At 59.1% G+C, this 14,786-nt stretch carries 14 protein-coding genes; 4 read left to right on the top strand and 10 right to left on the bottom strand.

The window, feature by feature from the left end:
- Nucleotide 1: 1 nt before the first annotated feature.
- The 4 genes from NVV72_08895 to NVV72_08910 all read right to left on the bottom strand — a co-directional run bounded on the left by NVV72_08895 (nt 2) and on the right by NVV72_08910 (nt 3,295).
- A complete protein-coding gene (locus tag NVV72_08895) occupies nt 2-448 on the bottom strand; it encodes a response regulator (protein MCR6659447.1) in 447 nt (148 codons plus the stop codon).
- On the bottom strand, nt 445-2,286 hold the full coding sequence (locus NVV72_08900; GenBank protein MCR6659448.1) for an ATP-binding protein: 1,842 nt from the start codon (nt 2,284-2,286) through the stop codon (nt 445-447). The genes NVV72_08895 and NVV72_08900 overlap by 4 nt, the downstream gene beginning before the upstream one ends.
- Before the next feature lie 197 nt (nt 2,287-2,483).
- Nucleotides 2,484-2,921, bottom strand: coding sequence for a hypothetical protein (locus NVV72_08905; protein ID MCR6659449.1), 438 nt, complete (start codon nt 2,919-2,921; stop codon nt 2,484-2,486).
- A gap of 47 nt (nt 2,922-2,968) precedes the next feature.
- The gene (locus NVV72_08910) at nt 2,969-3,295 is read right to left on the bottom strand and encodes a hypothetical protein (GenBank protein MCR6659450.1); all 327 of its coding nucleotides are present in this window, start codon (nt 3,293-3,295) and stop codon (nt 2,969-2,971) included.
- 362 nt (nt 3,296-3,657) lie between these two features.
- Between NVV72_08910 and NVV72_08915 the strand changes: the two genes are divergently transcribed.
- Nucleotides 3,658-3,846 (top strand): hypothetical protein, encoded by a 189-nt coding sequence (locus NVV72_08915; protein MCR6659451.1) that lies wholly within the window; start codon nt 3,658-3,660, stop codon nt 3,844-3,846.
- 60 nt (nt 3,847-3,906) lie between these two features.
- On the opposite strand, the gene NVV72_08920 is transcribed toward NVV72_08915, so the two are convergent.
- The 3 genes from NVV72_08920 to NVV72_08930 form a co-directional block, all read right to left on the bottom strand.
- Complete coding sequence (locus NVV72_08920; GenBank protein ID MCR6659452.1) at nt 3,907-5,220, bottom strand: glycoside hydrolase family 130 protein; 1,314 nt, start codon at nt 5,218-5,220, stop codon at nt 3,907-3,909.
- 92 nt (nt 5,221-5,312) lie between these two features.
- A complete protein-coding gene (locus NVV72_08925) occupies nt 5,313-7,616 on the bottom strand; it encodes a glycosyltransferase family 4 protein (GenBank protein ID MCR6659453.1) in 2,304 nt (767 codons plus the stop codon).
- Nucleotides 7,617-7,818: 202 nt separating this feature from the next.
- Nucleotides 7,819-8,535, bottom strand: coding sequence for a DUF6445 family protein (locus NVV72_08930; protein ID MCR6659454.1), 717 nt, complete (start codon nt 8,533-8,535; stop codon nt 7,819-7,821).
- A 221-nt stretch (nt 8,536-8,756) separates the two neighbouring features.
- Here NVV72_08930 and NVV72_08935 point away from each other — a divergent pair, with 221 nt between their 5' ends.
- Entirely contained in the window at nt 8,757-9,596 is an 840-nt protein-coding gene (locus NVV72_08935) for an alpha/beta hydrolase (GenBank protein ID MCR6659455.1), read from the top strand.
- Between the two features lie 71 nt (nt 9,597-9,667).
- Here NVV72_08935 and NVV72_08940 read toward each other — a convergent pair whose 3' ends face one another.
- Both NVV72_08940 and NVV72_08945 read right to left on the bottom strand, forming a co-directional pair.
- Nucleotides 9,668-10,672 (bottom strand): Gfo/Idh/MocA family oxidoreductase, encoded by a 1,005-nt coding sequence (locus NVV72_08940; GenBank protein ID MCR6659456.1) that lies wholly within the window; start codon nt 10,670-10,672, stop codon nt 9,668-9,670.
- The gene (locus tag NVV72_08945) at nt 10,673-11,458 is read right to left on the bottom strand and encodes a DUF72 domain-containing protein (protein ID MCR6659457.1); all 786 of its coding nucleotides are present in this window, start codon (nt 11,456-11,458) and stop codon (nt 10,673-10,675) included.
- Between the two features lie 262 nt (nt 11,459-11,720).
- On the opposite strand from NVV72_08945, the gene dinB reads away from it, so the two are divergent.
- Together dinB and moaA are read left to right on the top strand one after the other, a co-directional pair.
- The gene (gene dinB / locus NVV72_08950) at nt 11,721-12,809 is read left to right on the top strand and encodes a DNA polymerase IV (protein ID MCR6659458.1); all 1,089 of its coding nucleotides are present in this window, start codon (nt 11,721-11,723) and stop codon (nt 12,807-12,809) included.
- 211 nt (nt 12,810-13,020) lie between these two features.
- Nucleotides 13,021-14,043 carry a GTP 3',8-cyclase MoaA gene (gene moaA, locus NVV72_08955; GenBank protein ID MCR6659459.1) on the top strand — a complete coding sequence of 341 codons (1,023 nt, stop codon included), beginning with the start codon at nt 13,021-13,023 and terminating at the stop codon, nt 14,041-14,043.
- Here moaA and NVV72_08960 read toward each other — a convergent pair.
- Nucleotides 14,030-14,590: a molybdenum cofactor guanylyltransferase gene (locus NVV72_08960; protein MCR6659460.1), complete on the bottom strand. Its 561-nt coding sequence runs from the start codon at nt 14,588-14,590 to the stop codon at nt 14,030-14,032. The two genes, moaA and NVV72_08960, sit on opposite strands and share 14 nt — an antisense overlap.
- Nucleotides 14,591-14,786: the final 196 nt, after the last annotated feature.

The raw sequence follows: 14,786 nt of genomic DNA on the forward strand, positions 1-14,786 counted from the left end.
CTCAGGGACGGGTATGTGGGACGCGAACTATGGTCAACATAAGACCAAGCTTCTGTATAGCCTCGGAAAAATCGTTATAACCCACCGGCTTGGTCATGAAGGCGTTGCAGCCGAGCGCGTAGCAGCGATCGATGTCGCGCGGATTGTCGGTGGTGGTCAGGACAATGACCGGAATGCGCCGGGTGGTTTCGTCGGTCTTTAGGCGGCCGAGGATTTCAAACCCGTCGACATCGGGCAGGTTGAGATCAAGCACCACGACCGTCCGGTCGAGCGGCTGGGTATGGGCGTCGCTGCCGAAGAAATAGGTCAGGGCCTCGTGGCCGTCGCGCAGGCGGGTGATCGGGTTGAGCACGCCGGCGCGCTGGAGATTGCGGTTGATCAGGTTGGCGTGGCCTTCATCATCCTCGATCAGGACCACCGAAAAGGGCTGGGTAAAGGTGCTGATCATGCCGCGTCCTCATCTTTGGCAACCTGATCATTGGAGGCGGTCACGGGCATCCGCTTCGGCAGGCTGACATGGAAGGCCGTGCCGACGCCCAACTGGGATTCAAACCAGATGGCGCCATTCATCTTGCGCAGAGTCGCCTTCACGAAGGCCATGCCTAACCCTAAGCCGCGCACATCACCGGTATTGCGGGCGCGGCGGAAAATATTGAAAACACGGTCGGAATCTTCGGCATCGATACCCCGGCCATTATCGCGGAGGGTGAATATGTAGTCGCGGCTCGTCTCCTGGCACGACATCTCGATGCGCCCCGGCTCTCCGGGTTTAAGATATTTGACGGCATTATCGAGCAGGTTGGAAAAGACCTGTTCGAGCGCGATCGGATCGGTGATCAGTTTCGGCAAAGACTTTACCGTGACCTCGACATTCTTGTTGCTGATCTCGTAGCTCTGGGCCCCCAGGCATTTGTCGAAGACGGCCTGGGCATCAACCAGTTCGTCCCTGTAGACGAACTTGCCGATGCGCGACAGGTCCAGAATGGCGGTGGTCAGGGTATCCATGCGATCGACGGCATTGCCGATGAAGCCCAGGGCCTCGGGGATATCTTTGCGCAGGATATGCTCCAGCCGCGCCCAGGTCTCCGCGCCAAGCGTTTTCTTCTGCGGTTCGATCAGGCCGTCGATCTCCTGCACGGCCAGGGCCAGTTCATGCGAGAAGCCCTTGAGATTGACCAGGGGCGAGCGCATGTCATGTGATGTAATATAGGTAAAGGCTTCCATGTCGTTATTGAGCTGGCGCAGTTCTTCCTCGCGGTTTTTCTGCTCGGTGATGTCGGTATGGGTACCGATCATGGTGCGGATCTGACCGAACTTGTCCCAGGCGCCGACACCGCGCGCCATCATCCAGCGCCAGGTGCCATCCTTGTGTTTCAGGCGGAAGATGTTGTTGTAGGTCGGGGTCTGCTTGATGATGTAGTCGTGGCGCACCTGCATGTAGGCGTCGAAGTCATCCGGATGGACCAGCGCGCTGAAGGTATGCATGTCCGTGTCCAGCTCGTCCTCGCCGAAGCCCAGCATGGCCTTGAATTCCTTGGACATATAGATGGTTTCGTTGATGAAGTTCAGCTCGAAGACGCCGTCATTGGTGCCGTTCATCACAGAACGGAAGCGGGCTTCGGCACCTTCGTTCAGCGCCTGGATGTCCTCGTTTTCGCTTTCCAGGCGGATGATCAGGATGGTGCCGCACAGAACGATACCGACACCGAGGATCGTGCCGATGACAAGGATATAGAAAAAGTTTGTCTTGCGCGGTTCGACCAGGTCACGGCGGGTCTTCACGCTGGCCAGACGGTGGGCGATGCTGGCTTCGATGATGGCCTCGACCTCGTCCATCTGGGTGCGCTGTATGCTGAGGGCGTTCTGGCTGACCTGCCCGCGGCCGTGTGCGTGCATATAGTTCATCTGCGATTCCAGTTGCTTCTGCAGGCTGTCTACGCGGTCAAGCAGGCTGTTGGTTTCAGCGAAGGCGTTGGATTCGTAATAGGTGGCCTGGCGCAGGGCCATGATCTCGCCGGGCAGGCGGTCCGAGGCAATTTCGTAGGGTTTCAGGTAGGTCTTGTCGCCAGTAAGCACGTATCCGCGCACCCCGGTTTCCATATCGACAATATCCATCAATATGTTCTTGGTGCGCCGGATATTTTCGTACTCATAACGCATGTAATCATTCAGGTTTTGCGACTTCTGGTACTGGTCGTAGATGACCAGGCTGAAGGCGCACAGCGCGATCGAAATGACGCTGAAAAATGCCAGATACAGGTGCTTGACGTTGAGTCCCCACGGCATTCTCATAAGGCTCGGCCAAACCCCCTTCGGCGCAGTAATCAACCCGTTGCCGGGATTGATAAAACCCGAGGTTTTTACATACGCAAATTGTTCTCGTGATCACGCTAATGCACGAGGCGTAATAGGGCAATAAGCGAGGAGGGGGATAATATAAAGAAGAGGTAAGGACGATTTGCGCGGAGAAAGGCCAGAAGGCGTCAGCGCAGCCCGGATTTCGAGGGCTTCCCCGGCTTGTTGCGCGAGGTGCGCAGGCCGGACAGGAAAGCGCCCGCCACATCGCCGACCTTGTTTATGACGGGGGCGACGATCGGGGTCTGGCTGTGAAAAATCTGCTCGATATCGCTGCGCACCCGACCGAAAAGCGCGGCGGCGCCCCAACCGGCCACTGCCAGAATAACAAGCGTCAGGGCGGTAGTGGACAGCGCCGCCGTCATAACACTGAGGCCGGCCGCCACAATCTGAAGATAGATCAGATACAGCAGGCCGGCGATCATGAGGGCGGACAGAAATATGCCGAACAGGCCCAGAAGCGCTGCCAGCATCAGGTTGGACACGGCGCTCATGACATGGGTTTTCGAGTCGTTGAGGTTCTTCGTGGCCGACAGAAGCTCGAAAATTCGCGTGACCCAGAACATGATTTCGACGTGTCTCCTGAAGCCGCCAGCGCCTGATATAAACCGTCTTAGCGGCGGGTGAGCAGGGCGCCCAGAATAAAGCCGGCGCCAAGCGCGATGGCGGACGAGCGGACCGGATTGGTCTTGATCTCGGTTTCGATCCTGTGGGTCGCGTTCTTGCTGCCGTCGAGCGTGCGGTCGAACAGGCCGCGGACCTTCTGACCGGCTTCGTTGGCATAGCCGCTGACATCGTGCAGGATGTCGTGACCGCGGTCATTCAGATCACGGGCGGCTTCGCGGGCATTGTTCGAGGCTTCGCGGGCGCTGCTGCGGATGTCGTGTTCGGCCAGGCTCTTGGTGACATTGGCCGCGGCCTTGGTGGCGGAAGACAGCATTGGGTAATCTCCTGACTGAGTGTAACCGGAAAGTCCGGCGTTACAGATATTTCGGGGAGGAAAAATGGGGGTCACGTTCACATCAGGCTTGTCTGAAACCCAGGGGCTGGGGGGCGGAGAAGGGCTTGAGAGAAGCGGATGTGAACGTGATGATTGCAGACTAAAGGCCGGGCTTTAAGGAAGCCATGTGCAGGCGGACGGCCATAAATAAAGAAGCCATAAACGGGCTTTGTGCCGTAAAGCGACTTACCTCATTCTTACCGGTGAGCCGGCGCTCCGGTGCATCAATTTTACGGGCGAAAGCCTACGATCATGCTGACTGCGGAGGTATCCGCGGCATTGATTTTAAAGGAGAAAACCATATGACTGTGAAAGCCAGTATCAAGGAAACCACGGGGGCTGCCGAAGAAGAACTGGGTGAAGCCCTGGGCGACACCAAAATGGCCGACAAGGGCCGCCAGTTACGCAATGAAGGCCGCGTCGAAAACGGCAAGACGCCGAAGACGACGGTGCCCGGCACGCAAAAGGAAAAGCACCACATGGGCTCCTGAGCCCAGATGGTATGACCTGAAAAGACCTCTCCGGGATGACGGAAGAGGTCTTTTCTATGTTTATTCGGCGGCATCCCTTTGCGCGGCGGCATCATAGCCCAGGTGCGCCAGCAGATCCTTTATTTTGATCGAGGCGAAGTGGATCGAAGAATCGGCCACGCCATAAGGCATGAAGATCCATTCCCCGCAGCGCAGGGCGCCGCAGGTATAGATGACATTGGGCACATAGCCTTCGCGGTTGTCTTCGGAAGGCGACAGCAGCGCCTCCTTTGAGCGCGCCAGCACAATGCGCGGATCGTTCTTGTCCAGCAGGGCGGCGCCAAGCGAATAGCGCCTGACCGGCCCGACGCCGTGGGTCAGCACCAGCCAGCCTTCATCCAGTTCGATCGGTGAACCGCAATTTCCCATCTGGATCAGCTCCCACGGCGCCTCCGGCCCCAGGATCTTGTCGCCATTGTTCCAGGTGTATTTATCGTCGCTCTCCAGATAGAAGATGCTCTCGTGATCGAGCCGGCCGACCGCCGCCCAGCGCCCGTTGATCTTACGCGGAAAGAAGCCCAGCCCCTTGTGCTGAGAGGCGGCGCCGCGAAAAGGCGTCAGGCGGAACGAGCGGAAATCAGAGGTCTCGAAGCATTCGCAGGCGATTTCGCGGCCATTATAGGCCGTATAGGTGCCCATGATGGCCGAGGCGCCGTTTTCATCGATAAACTTGACCATCCGCAGGTCTTCGAGACCATTGCTTTGCGAACGGGTGACGGGAAACAGCACGGTTTCGGAAATCGGACAGGCCTGGTGACCGTGGACCGTGATGGCGCCGTCGAGCGGTGCATTCCCCAGCGGCTTGGCGGCGACGGCGAAATCGGCTTCCGGCTTCAGTTCCATCGTGCCATCCTTGTAGAAGGTGCCTTCCCGGAAGGAGATGGTCGAGATGTGGCCCTCGCCGACGGTGCGCGTCGACATGATGAAATTGGTGCCGCCGTTGGAATTGTTCTGATCGGGGTGGACAACGACGCTGGGGTTCATGACCGCAGCCGCCTGATAACTGTATTCATGACAGAAATAGGCGCCAATGAGGGCCATGTGGTCCTCGTCAAGGTTTTCCATGCCCCCGTGAACGCTTTGCATGGCCTTGAAGCGGTCAAGAAAGATGCCGCGGGTTTGCCAGTGGCGGCCAGTGAAGTCGCGGTTGACGATTTCCAGTTCCTCCCTGACCGTGTCGGGAGACATGGCGGCGATGGCGTCGCAGATGCGGGTGACGCGCGACATCGCCCCCATGGCGCTGTCACGCGGGTTCACAGAAATCGAAAAGGGCAGGATGACAACGCGGTCCGGATTGGAGCGCAGCATTGTCGGGCTGATCAGCATGTCGGTCATGGTATTAACCCCTCAGATGGGTAGTTTAACAAACGCGTAGGGCGGGCCGTTTTCACGACCCGCTTGAACCGTGGTGGCTCGTTTACACGAACCTATAACTCGGCCTTCAGGGCGACCCAGCTCATGGGGTATGAGAGCAGGGATTCGGCGCCCTGATTGAGATTAAGGCCGTTCGGATTGAGGCCGTCATAGCAGCCGCCTTCCCCGTCCAGCAGCGACAGGCCGGCGGTATTCTCGCCGTGGAACCAGGCGAAGGCGCGCAGCGCCTCATCCCGCCACTGGCTGTCACCGGTTATGCGCCAGGCACTCAAGGTGGCGTCGATCGTGGCCAGAACCTCCAGAGGCTGCTGGTCATAAAGCGGATGATCCGGGCCATCTTTGGAGAATTTGGAATTGGGGATCGGCACGAAGACACCGTTTCTGGTCTGCATCTTCATCAGCCACTTTTGCGCGGTCAGGCCCGCTTCGATCATGTCCGGTTCCGCCAGGAACGCACCGCCCAGGATGAGCCCTTCGCTGATCCGGGCATTGTCATAGGCCAGATCCGTCTCGAACCACTCGAGTCCGGGGCGCGCGTGCTGTTTGTAGCGTTGGTGCAGGTCGCGGGCGAAATAGCGGACCAGCACCTGGATTTCCTGTCCGTCACCGAAGACGCCAAACGCCCGGACCAGCGCCTTGATCATGACCGCGCGGGAACGCAGGCTCGTCCAGCCCTCGACCTTCGGCATGATCTGGGCGCCGAGATCGCAGGCCCACTGGCGCAGATCGACGGGCAGCCCGGAACGGGCGACATCGACCAGTGATTCATAAGACCGGGCGTTGCAGTCATCATAGCCGCCGTCATCGAGCCATTCGCGGCTGTAGGACATGAAGTTGCGGAAACTTTCGCCGTTCCAGGCATGGTTCATGAAGGCGGCATAGCGATAGGCCAGTGATATTTGTCCGGCCGTCGGCGGCGTTACCAGGGCGTGTCGGGCCACCAGAGACAGGGCGCGGGCATTGTCATCGGCGCAGTAACCGTGCTGGCGGTCCGGCAGGCGGTACTTGCCATGTTGGAAAATGCCGCAGTCATCAGTCATACGCTCGATGGCGGCCCAGGATGGCGGTGCGGGCAGCGGGGCGATAACGGGTTTCGCCACTTCGTAATTGGCCACATCCTCGGTGGCGCGGGCGACATAGGCGTGGGCGACTGCCGACCAGCGCGAGGGCTGGGCGGCCATGTAGGCGCGCATCGACATATCGGCGCGGGCCTTATCGGAAGCCAGCAAACGCGAGATCGCCTCGGCGAATGCCTTGGTGTCATGGAAATCGCACAGAATGCCGACACCATCCGCAAGGGCCTCCACTGCGTGCCAGTAGGGCGTAGAAACCGTTGGCCGGCCAAGCGCCAGGGCATAGGACAGGGTACCGGAGGTGATCTGGGTTTCGGTAAGGTAGGGCGTGACATAGACATCTGTCGCCTGAAGAATGTCGATCAGGTCGTTGTCGTTAATAAAGCGGTTGATGAAGCGGATATTGTCCTCGACGCCCAGTTCGCGCGCCATCGCTTTGAGGCCGTCACGGTATTTTTCGCCTTCGTGCTTCACCAGGTGCGGATGGGTGGCGCCGATGACGAGATAAATCACATCGGGGCACGTTTTGCGGATTTCCGGCAGGGCGGCGATGATGGTTTCGATGCCCTTATTGGGCGACAACAGGCCAAAAGTGGTCAGGGTCTTCTTGCCGGCCAGATGCAGATGGGACTTGAATTCAGCGGTATCGCGCAAGGGGCGGGACGGTGCGCCGTGCGGCACGACGCTGATCTGTTCCGGCCTGACGCCATAGACACGTTGCAGGATGTCCGACCCCTTCTGCGCCATGGTGACGAGGGTCGAGGACAGGCGGATCAGCGATTGCATGACGCGCTTCTGCTCGTCGTTCGGTGTTTCCAGAATGGTGTGCAGAGTGGTGACGATCGGGAAATTGACGCGCTCCAGGCACTCGATCAGATGGGCGCCCGACTGGCCGCCATAGATGCCGAATTCATGCTGCACGAACAACACCTGCGTCCCGTCGGCATTGAGCGTTTCGGCGAGATCGCGGTAGGCGGCGATGTCATCCTGCGGGATCTGGTGGGTGACCTCAAGGGGGTAGTCATAGCTGGCGCCGGGATCGTTCATGGCGATGACGTCCCAGTCGGTATTCGGCAGGGCCTTGCTCAGGCAGGCGTAGATGTCACGGGTAAAGGTGGCCAGGCCGCACTGGCGCGGCGGAAAATTGCCGATGATTGCGGCCTTCGACAGGACGACGTCATCGCCTGATGCGCCGGAGCTCAGCGTCGCGGCGATGCTTTGCGGCAAGCCTGCCGTTTCAACTTCGGCACCATGGGCAATTTCGAAACTGTTGGCCTGCAGCATGTCCGGGCTCCGCAAAGAGGGAATGCGCCCGGCAGAAAAAGTCACAGATAAACCGTCTGAAAAAACCTTTGGCGGGCGTCGATGGAAGGAAGGCGGCGGGGCTGATATTACCTCGCTTCTGATTGACAGTGGCGGTTCGGCTGTAAAGATTCAGTATGGTTCACGGTGCGGCGCAATAAATGGCCTGTCACACTTGTGTGACTCAGGCGGCGCGAACAGGCGTGAAAAAGCTGTTGGCGGTCAGGCGGCCGGTGCGGGGATCGTCCGTCAGGTGGGCGCCATCGAAGAGAGCACAGTGAAGCACATGACTGCGATAAATCACCACGCGGTTGAATTTTGGCGCGACCGTTTCCAGCAGTTCGTAATTGGGGGTATCCGGCCCGGTATAGCCGGTCAGGCGGTCCCCCAGGGTGTCCAGTTCGCTGGCAACCATCGCCATATAGGCTTCGCGGCGGGTACGGTCGATCGATTCAAAGCCTGAGGGTATATGCCGGAAAAAACCAGTGCCGCCGACCTGGTCACGGCCGAGATAGTGCACCATAGCCAGGCAGCGCGGATCGGGCTGGTCATAATGCGGAATCTTTTGCAGAGGCTGCATTTCGTCGGTGCGCAAGGTCGACAGCGCGAAGAAGGCGCGGGACAGCAGTCGGCCGTCGCCAATGTCGAAAGCGCGCATCAGGCTGGGGCGCAGGATCGGCAGCAGCGTTTGAAGATAGGCCGGTGGCAGCGGCGCATTGAGGCCGGGATAGAAGGTGGCCTCCGGTGCCGAGAAAGGGGTTTGCGCGGCGAAATCGATCAGATCGTCGGGATTGAGCAGAACGTCGTCTATAACGATGAGCGGGTTCAGCTCTTCGCCATAATGGCGAAGTTGCACGCGGGCGGCGGGATTGATCTGGATAACGACATCGACAGCAGACATGCCCGATCCTAGCGCAGATTTCACGGCTCTGCCGATGATTTTTTTAAGCACGAAATTTTGAACGGCGAAAATGTTGCGTCGCAATATGGATGCTTGACGCGGAGAACGGCCGCTGACAGGTTTCAGTGCCAATGCGCAGATCAAAATGTCGCAACCAGATGACATACTGCCGTCATTAGCGAGGCCAGACCTTAACCTCAGATGCTCAAAAGGAGCCGCCAATGACCAGCACCAATTTTGTCACCACATCCGATGGCGCCCAGATCTATTTCAAGGACTGGGGGTCGAAAGAGGCGCCCGTGATCATGTTCCACCACGGCTGGCCTCTGTCGTCGGACGATTGGGACACCCAGATGCTGTATTTCCTGGGCAAGGGTTTCCGGGTCGTGGCGCATGATCGCCGCGGTCACGGCCGGTCTTCGCAGATCAGCGACGGTCATGACATGGATCATTACGCCGCCGATGCCCATGCAGTGGTCAAACATCTCGACCTGAAGAATGCCGTCCATATGGGTCACTCGACCGGTGGCGGCCAGGTGGCGCGCTATGTGGCGAAGTTCGGTGGGAATGGCCGTGTTGCCAAGGCCGTGCTGATCAGCGCGGTCACGCCGATCATGCTGAAGACCGAGGCTTTTCCGCTTGGTCTGCCAATCGATGTTTTTGACGGCCTGCGCGAACAGACGGCCAATAATCGCACCCAGTTTTACAAGGATCTACCCATTCCCTTCTATGGCTTTAATCGGGACGGCGCAAAACCGATCGATGGCGTGATCGACAACTGGTGGCGTCAGGGCATGATGGGCAGTGCCAAAGCGCACTATGAAGGCATCAAGGCCTTTTCCGAAACCGATCTGAGCGCTGACCTGAAGGCCATAGATGTGCCGGTGCTGATCATGCACGGTGATGACGACCAGATCGTGCCTTACAAGGCGGCAGCGCTCGAAGCTATCAAGCTGGTCAAGCACGGCACGCTGAAAATCTACGAAGGCTTTCCGCACGGCATGTGTACCACCCACGCCGATGTCATTAATCCGGACCTGCTGGCCTTTATTCAGTCGTAGGTCGATTTTAAGGCGGCGGTCTATGTGCCGCCGCCCAGCGCCTGATACAGCGTTGAATGACGCTCCACGCCTTAACCGGAAAGGGTTTCCCAGCGACCGGAGGTTTCCGAACGGAACAGGGCATCGATGATGCGCATATTGATGCGGGCGTCCTCGATGCCGTAGGGCAGGGGGACCGCGCCGGTGACAGCGCGTGCGAAGGCTTCACCCATCAGGGCGTACTGGTTCGATGGTTGCAGGGTGTGCGTCACCGCCGTGGCGCCGTTGAAGCTCTGGCCGTCATCGATGGTGATGATCTGGGGCTTGTCGGGTGGCTGGTTGAACGGGATGGAGAGACTAAGGCGGGCCTTGTCGCCCATGATGGTGACCGCCTGGCCGGGTGCCAGCGCGGTCGAAACCGCGAAGGTCAGTTGGCGCCCCTCACCGAAATCGAGCAGGCCGGAGGTAATGGTGTCGGTGCCGAAATTGGCATCGCGGCTGAACAGGGCCATGACGCGCACCGGCTCGGCCTCGAAAAAGAAGCGCCCGGCGACGATCGGGTAACAACCAATATCCATCAGTCCGCCGCCACCCCATTCGACCTTGTTGCGAATATTATTGGCGTCCATATTGTTATAACTGAACCAGGACTGGATGATCTTCGGCGTGCCGATCGCGCCTTCGCGGATCAGACGGCGCGCCTCCAGCCATTGCAGCGAATGGCGCACCATAAAGGCTTCCATGATGTGGACCTTAGTCGCTACCTCGGCCAGTTGGTCGATCTCGGTGGCATAGAGCGCCATCGGCTTTTCGCACAGGACGTGCTTGCCGGCACGGGCCGCCGCCAGGGTCATCGGCACATGCAGGTGGTTGGGCAGGGGGTTGTAGATGACCTCGATGTCGGGATCGGCGATCAGGTCTTCATATGATCCATAGGCGGTTTCCAGCCCAAGCTTTTCGGCGGCATTTTTAGCGGCCGAGCCGTCACGCGAGGCGATGGCCTTTACACGGATCAGCTCGCTCTGCATCAGGGCCGGGATCACCTTGGTGATGCCGATTTTTGCCGTGCTGAGCACGCCCCATACGGTCTTTTTCATCTATTTCAGTCTCTCGATGAGGGCCATGGCGGCCGCGGGATTCAGCACCTTATGGCCGCTGATAACATACAGGAAGACGTCGTGCGGCTTAGGCGCGGGCTTTTCGCCATAGGTTGCCAGATCGCCGGGCACCTGCCCTTCGGCTAGGGTGCGGGCGCGATAGGCCCATTCATCGAGCGCCTGTTCGCTATAGCCTTTTTCATGCTGGTCGGTGGTGCCCATGATGCGGACATAGGCGAAATCGGCGGTCAGGTCGGCAATGACCGGAAAATCGCTGTCGACGCCGGTGATGATGGCCACGCCATAATGCCGTGCCAGGTCGACAAATTCCCTGCACTGGAAAGTGGGGTGGCGGACCTCGACGGCGTGGCGCAGGCGAACGCCATCCTGTTCTGACGGCAGCAACTTGAAGAAATTCTCGAAATCAGCCGGATCGAATTTTTTCGTGGCCATGAACTGCCAGTTGATCGGCCCCAGCTTTTCCTTCAGTTCGGTGATGCCACTGGCAAGGAAACGCTCGACCGAGTCCTTCGATTCGGCCAGGTTCTTGCGGTTGGTGGCGTAGCGCGTGCCTTTGACGGAGAAGATAAAACCGTCGGGCGTCTCGGCGCGCCATTTCTGAAAGGAGGAGGGCTTCTGCGCGCCGTAATAGGTGCCGTTGATCTCGATTGAGGTCAGTTTGGATGAAGCGTACTCCAGCTCGCGTTTCTGCGCCAGGCCTTCGGGATAGAAGGGGCCGCGCCAGTCTTCATAGGTCCAGCCTCCGATACCGACATAGATGGTCATGTGCGTTTTCCTCCTGACAGGTCTTGCCCGATGTGGTGCCAAACTATGCCGTAAGCGCGCAACCTGTTTCTGGCAGTATTTTACATGTTCACTTTATGTTCGTGTTGTGGCATGAGTCAAGACGGACTGGTAACACACCACGAATGAACACGAATAGACACGAATATTCTGGAATGGCCTGGAGATATTTTCCGCGATTTGCGCCTAAGACGCATTCGTGTCTATTCGTGTTCATTCGTGGTTTCGACCTTGAGTAACCAAATTGGACGGCGAACATCCCTCTCCGCAAAGAAAGATCATCCATATCGATATGGATGCCTTTTTCGCGTCGGTGGAACAGCGTGATCATCCGGAGTTGCGCGGCAAGCCTGTGGCGGTGGGTGGCGGCTCGGAACGCGGAGTCGTGGCGGCGGCGAGCTACGAAGCGCGCAAGTTCGGCGTCCATTCGGCCATGCCGTCGATCACGGCGAAGCGCAAATGTCCGGACCTCATTTTCGTGCGTCACCGCTTTGATGTCTACAAGCAGGTGTCGCGTCAGATCCGGGATATTTTCGAGGACTATACGCTGTTGGTCGAGCCCCTGTCGCTTGACGAAGCCTATCTCGATGTCACCGAAAACCGCAAGGGAATGGCCTCAGCCACTGAAATCGCCGAGGAAATACGGGCGCGCATCTGGGAAACGACGCAACTGACCGCCTCGGCCGGGGTCTCCTATAACAAGTTCCTCGCCAAGCTGGCCTCGGACCAGAACAAGCCGAACGGCCTGTTCGTCGTCAAGCCCGCGATGGGGCCGGTGTTCGCCGCCTCGCTGCCGGTCAAGAAGTTCCATGGCATCGGCCCGGCGACGGCGGCAAAGATGAACCGGCTGGGGCTCTACACGGGCGAGGATATCCGCAACCAGACGCTTGATTTCCTGGAACAGCATTTCGGCGTCTCCGGGCGCTATTACTATGGCATCTCGCGCGGCATCGATCACCGCCAGGTCAGGCCGGACCGTGAGCGCAAGTCGATCGGCGCCGAGAACACCTTCTTCACCGATACCACCGATTTCGATACCGCCTGGGGTTTTCTCGAACCGCTGATCGACAAGGTGTGGCGCTATGTCGAGGCTAATGACATCAAGGGACGGACGGTCACACTCAAGGTCAAGTTTTCCGATTTTCGCATCATTACCCGCAGCCGGTCGGGACTTGTGCCCGTGACGAGCAAGACCGAACTGACAGGGTATGTGCGGGCGTTGCTGGAGGGTGTGTTTCCGGTGGCGAAAGGCATACGGCTGCTGGGGGTGACTCTGTCTTCGCTGGGCGAACGCGAAACAACCACTGCGGAACAATTGAGTCTGGCGCTTTAAGCAAGATGCCCCACCACCATTTCGCTACGCTTATGGTCCCCCTCCCCAACACGTTGGGGAGGTATAAAACTGGTTTTTTCTTAAGCCTCCCCGGCTGTGCCGGGGAGCGAGGACCGCGCCCGTCTTCGGGCGGGGTGGTGGGGTTTCTTACTTCTTCTACCATCCATTTCCTCAGCTTGTTATTTCGCAGATGCGGGACTAGACTGGCCTCATGTCTTCGCGTCCTGCATTGATCGATGGATTTGGCCGCCGCCTCAGCTATGTGCGGCTGTCGGTGACGGATCGCTGCGACCTGCGCTGCACCTACTGCATGAGCGAGCGCCAGACCTTCCTCCCGCGCAAGGATCTGCTCAGTTTCGAGGAAATGGAGCGCCTCAGCCTGTTCCTGATCGACAGCGGCGTCGAGCGCCTGCGCATTACCGGCGGCGAACCTCTGGTGCGCAAGGGCGTGCTTGAATTCATCACCCGGCTTGGCCGGCAGGTGCATGAGGGGCGCCTGAAGGAACTCACGCTGACGACCAATGGCACCTTGCTTGAAGGCGCCGCGCCGGTACTGGCTGCGGCGGGGATCAGGCGCATCAATGTGTCGTGCGACAGCCTGAAGCCGGAAGTCTATCGCCGCATCACGCGCGGCGGCGACCTCGGCAAGGTACTGGCGGGGATACAGGCGGCGCAATCCGCAGGTATCCATATTAAGCTCAATGTTGTGGCCCTGGCCGAGGATAACCGCGCTGAAATTCCCGATATCATCCACTTTGCCCATGCGCGCGGCATGGATGTATCTCTCATTGAGACCATGCCGCTGGGCGATGAGATTTCAGGCCGCGAGGCGCAGTTCGTTTCCTTGAAAGATGTGTTGGCGGATTTGCGCAGTTTCTGGCAGGTCGAGGGTGTCAGCGATACGACCGGCGGGCCAGCGCGTTATTATCGCATCGCGGAGACAGGGGGCAAACTCGGCCTGATTACGCCGCTCAGCCATAATTTCTGCGACACCTGCAATCGTGTGCGCATTACCTGCACCGGCCAGCTTTACATGTGCCTTGGCCAGGACGACCATGTCGATCTGCGCGCGGCGCTGCGTGAGGATACCACGAATGCTGGCCTTCAGGCGGCGCTGGGGGACGCCCTGGCGCACAAGCCGAAGGCGCATGATTTCTTCATTGCCGAGGTCGGGCTGGCGCAACCGGAGCGTTCGCACGCGCCGGCGCGGACGATGTCTCTCACGGGTGGTTGATATTGGCGAAGGCCGCGTCATCGGACACCGGAACCGTTCGCACATTCTGGCTGGCCAGGAACCGCATCACCGCCAGCCCGCCTTCGGTCTTTTGCAGGGCCTCGCGCAGGGCCTCGGCGACCGATACCCGCCACAGGGCGCATAGCGGATAGTCGCGTTCGCCCTTGAAATAGACGATATCGGCCGGCGGGGCGGCCAGAAGCTGCGCCACCATGTCTTCCGGCAGTGCGGGCATGTCGCACGGCGCGGTGATGACTTGGGCATCGCCGACCGCCCTTGCCATTACCAGCGCGCTCAGGACACCCGTCAGCGGCCCCAGGTCAATCAGGTCCGGGGCATCGAAGATCAGCGGCAGGCCGAGGCATGACAGGGGCAGGATGAGGGGGGACTCTTTTGCGCCGGCATTGATGACAAGACCGCGCACCTGGGGCTTTAGGCGGGCGATCAGGGTTTCGATCAGAGTGGAATGACCATAAGGCGCAAAAGGCTTGTTGCCGCCCATGCGTTTGCCCTTGCCGCCGGCCAGGAGTACGAGTTGTGGTGTCATGATATGCCGGTCTGATGCTTTGGCTGCGGGTGTAAAGGCCCAGTTTAAGCCCTAAGCGCCTGAATTATAACCCTCCTTATGGGTTTTTTATAAGGCATATCCGGCTCCTTATTGGATGCTTATGCGGGCGCCCTATAGGGTTTTTGACAATCGGATGAACGGCCAGGCAGTCCGCCTGACCGCCAAGGGGCATGGC

The organism is Asticcacaulis sp., from assembly GCA_024707255.1.
Classification (GTDB): Bacteria; Pseudomonadota; Alphaproteobacteria; order Caulobacterales; family Caulobacteraceae; genus Asticcacaulis.

Excerpts from the sequence above, each read along its gene's own strand:
- NVV72_08895 (MCR6659447.1), bottom strand. The coding sequence starts at position 448 with ATGATCAGCACCTTTACCCAGCCCTTTTCGGTGGTCCTGATCGAGGAT.
- NVV72_08900 (MCR6659448.1), bottom strand. The coding sequence starts at position 2,286 with ATGCCGTGGGGACTCAACGTCAAGCACCTGTATCTGGCATTTTTCAGC.
- NVV72_08905 (MCR6659449.1), bottom strand. The coding sequence starts at position 2,921 with ATGTTCTGGGTCACGCGAATTTTCGAGCTTCTGTCGGCCACGAAGAAC.
- NVV72_08910 (MCR6659450.1), bottom strand. The coding sequence starts at position 3,295 with ATGCTGTCTTCCGCCACCAAGGCCGCGGCCAATGTCACCAAGAGCCTG.
- NVV72_08915 (MCR6659451.1), top strand. The coding sequence starts at position 3,658 with ATGACTGTGAAAGCCAGTATCAAGGAAACCACGGGGGCTGCCGAAGAA.
- NVV72_08920 (MCR6659452.1), bottom strand. The coding sequence starts at position 5,220 with ATGACCGACATGCTGATCAGCCCGACAATGCTGCGCTCCAATCCGGAC.
- NVV72_08925 (MCR6659453.1), bottom strand. The coding sequence starts at position 7,616 with ATGCTGCAGGCCAACAGTTTCGAAATTGCCCATGGTGCCGAAGTTGAA.
- NVV72_08930 (MCR6659454.1), bottom strand. The coding sequence starts at position 8,535 with ATGTCTGCTGTCGATGTCGTTATCCAGATCAATCCCGCCGCCCGCGTG.
- NVV72_08935 (MCR6659455.1), top strand. The coding sequence starts at position 8,757 with ATGACCAGCACCAATTTTGTCACCACATCCGATGGCGCCCAGATCTAT.
- NVV72_08940 (MCR6659456.1), bottom strand. The coding sequence starts at position 10,672 with ATGAAAAAGACCGTATGGGGCGTGCTCAGCACGGCAAAAATCGGCATC.
- NVV72_08945 (MCR6659457.1), bottom strand. The coding sequence starts at position 11,458 with ATGACCATCTATGTCGGTATCGGAGGCTGGACCTATGAAGACTGGCGC.
- moaA (MCR6659459.1), top strand. The coding sequence starts at position 13,021 with ATGTCTTCGCGTCCTGCATTGATCGATGGATTTGGCCGCCGCCTCAGC.
- NVV72_08960 (MCR6659460.1), bottom strand. The coding sequence starts at position 14,590 with ATGACACCACAACTCGTACTCCTGGCCGGCGGCAAGGGCAAACGCATG.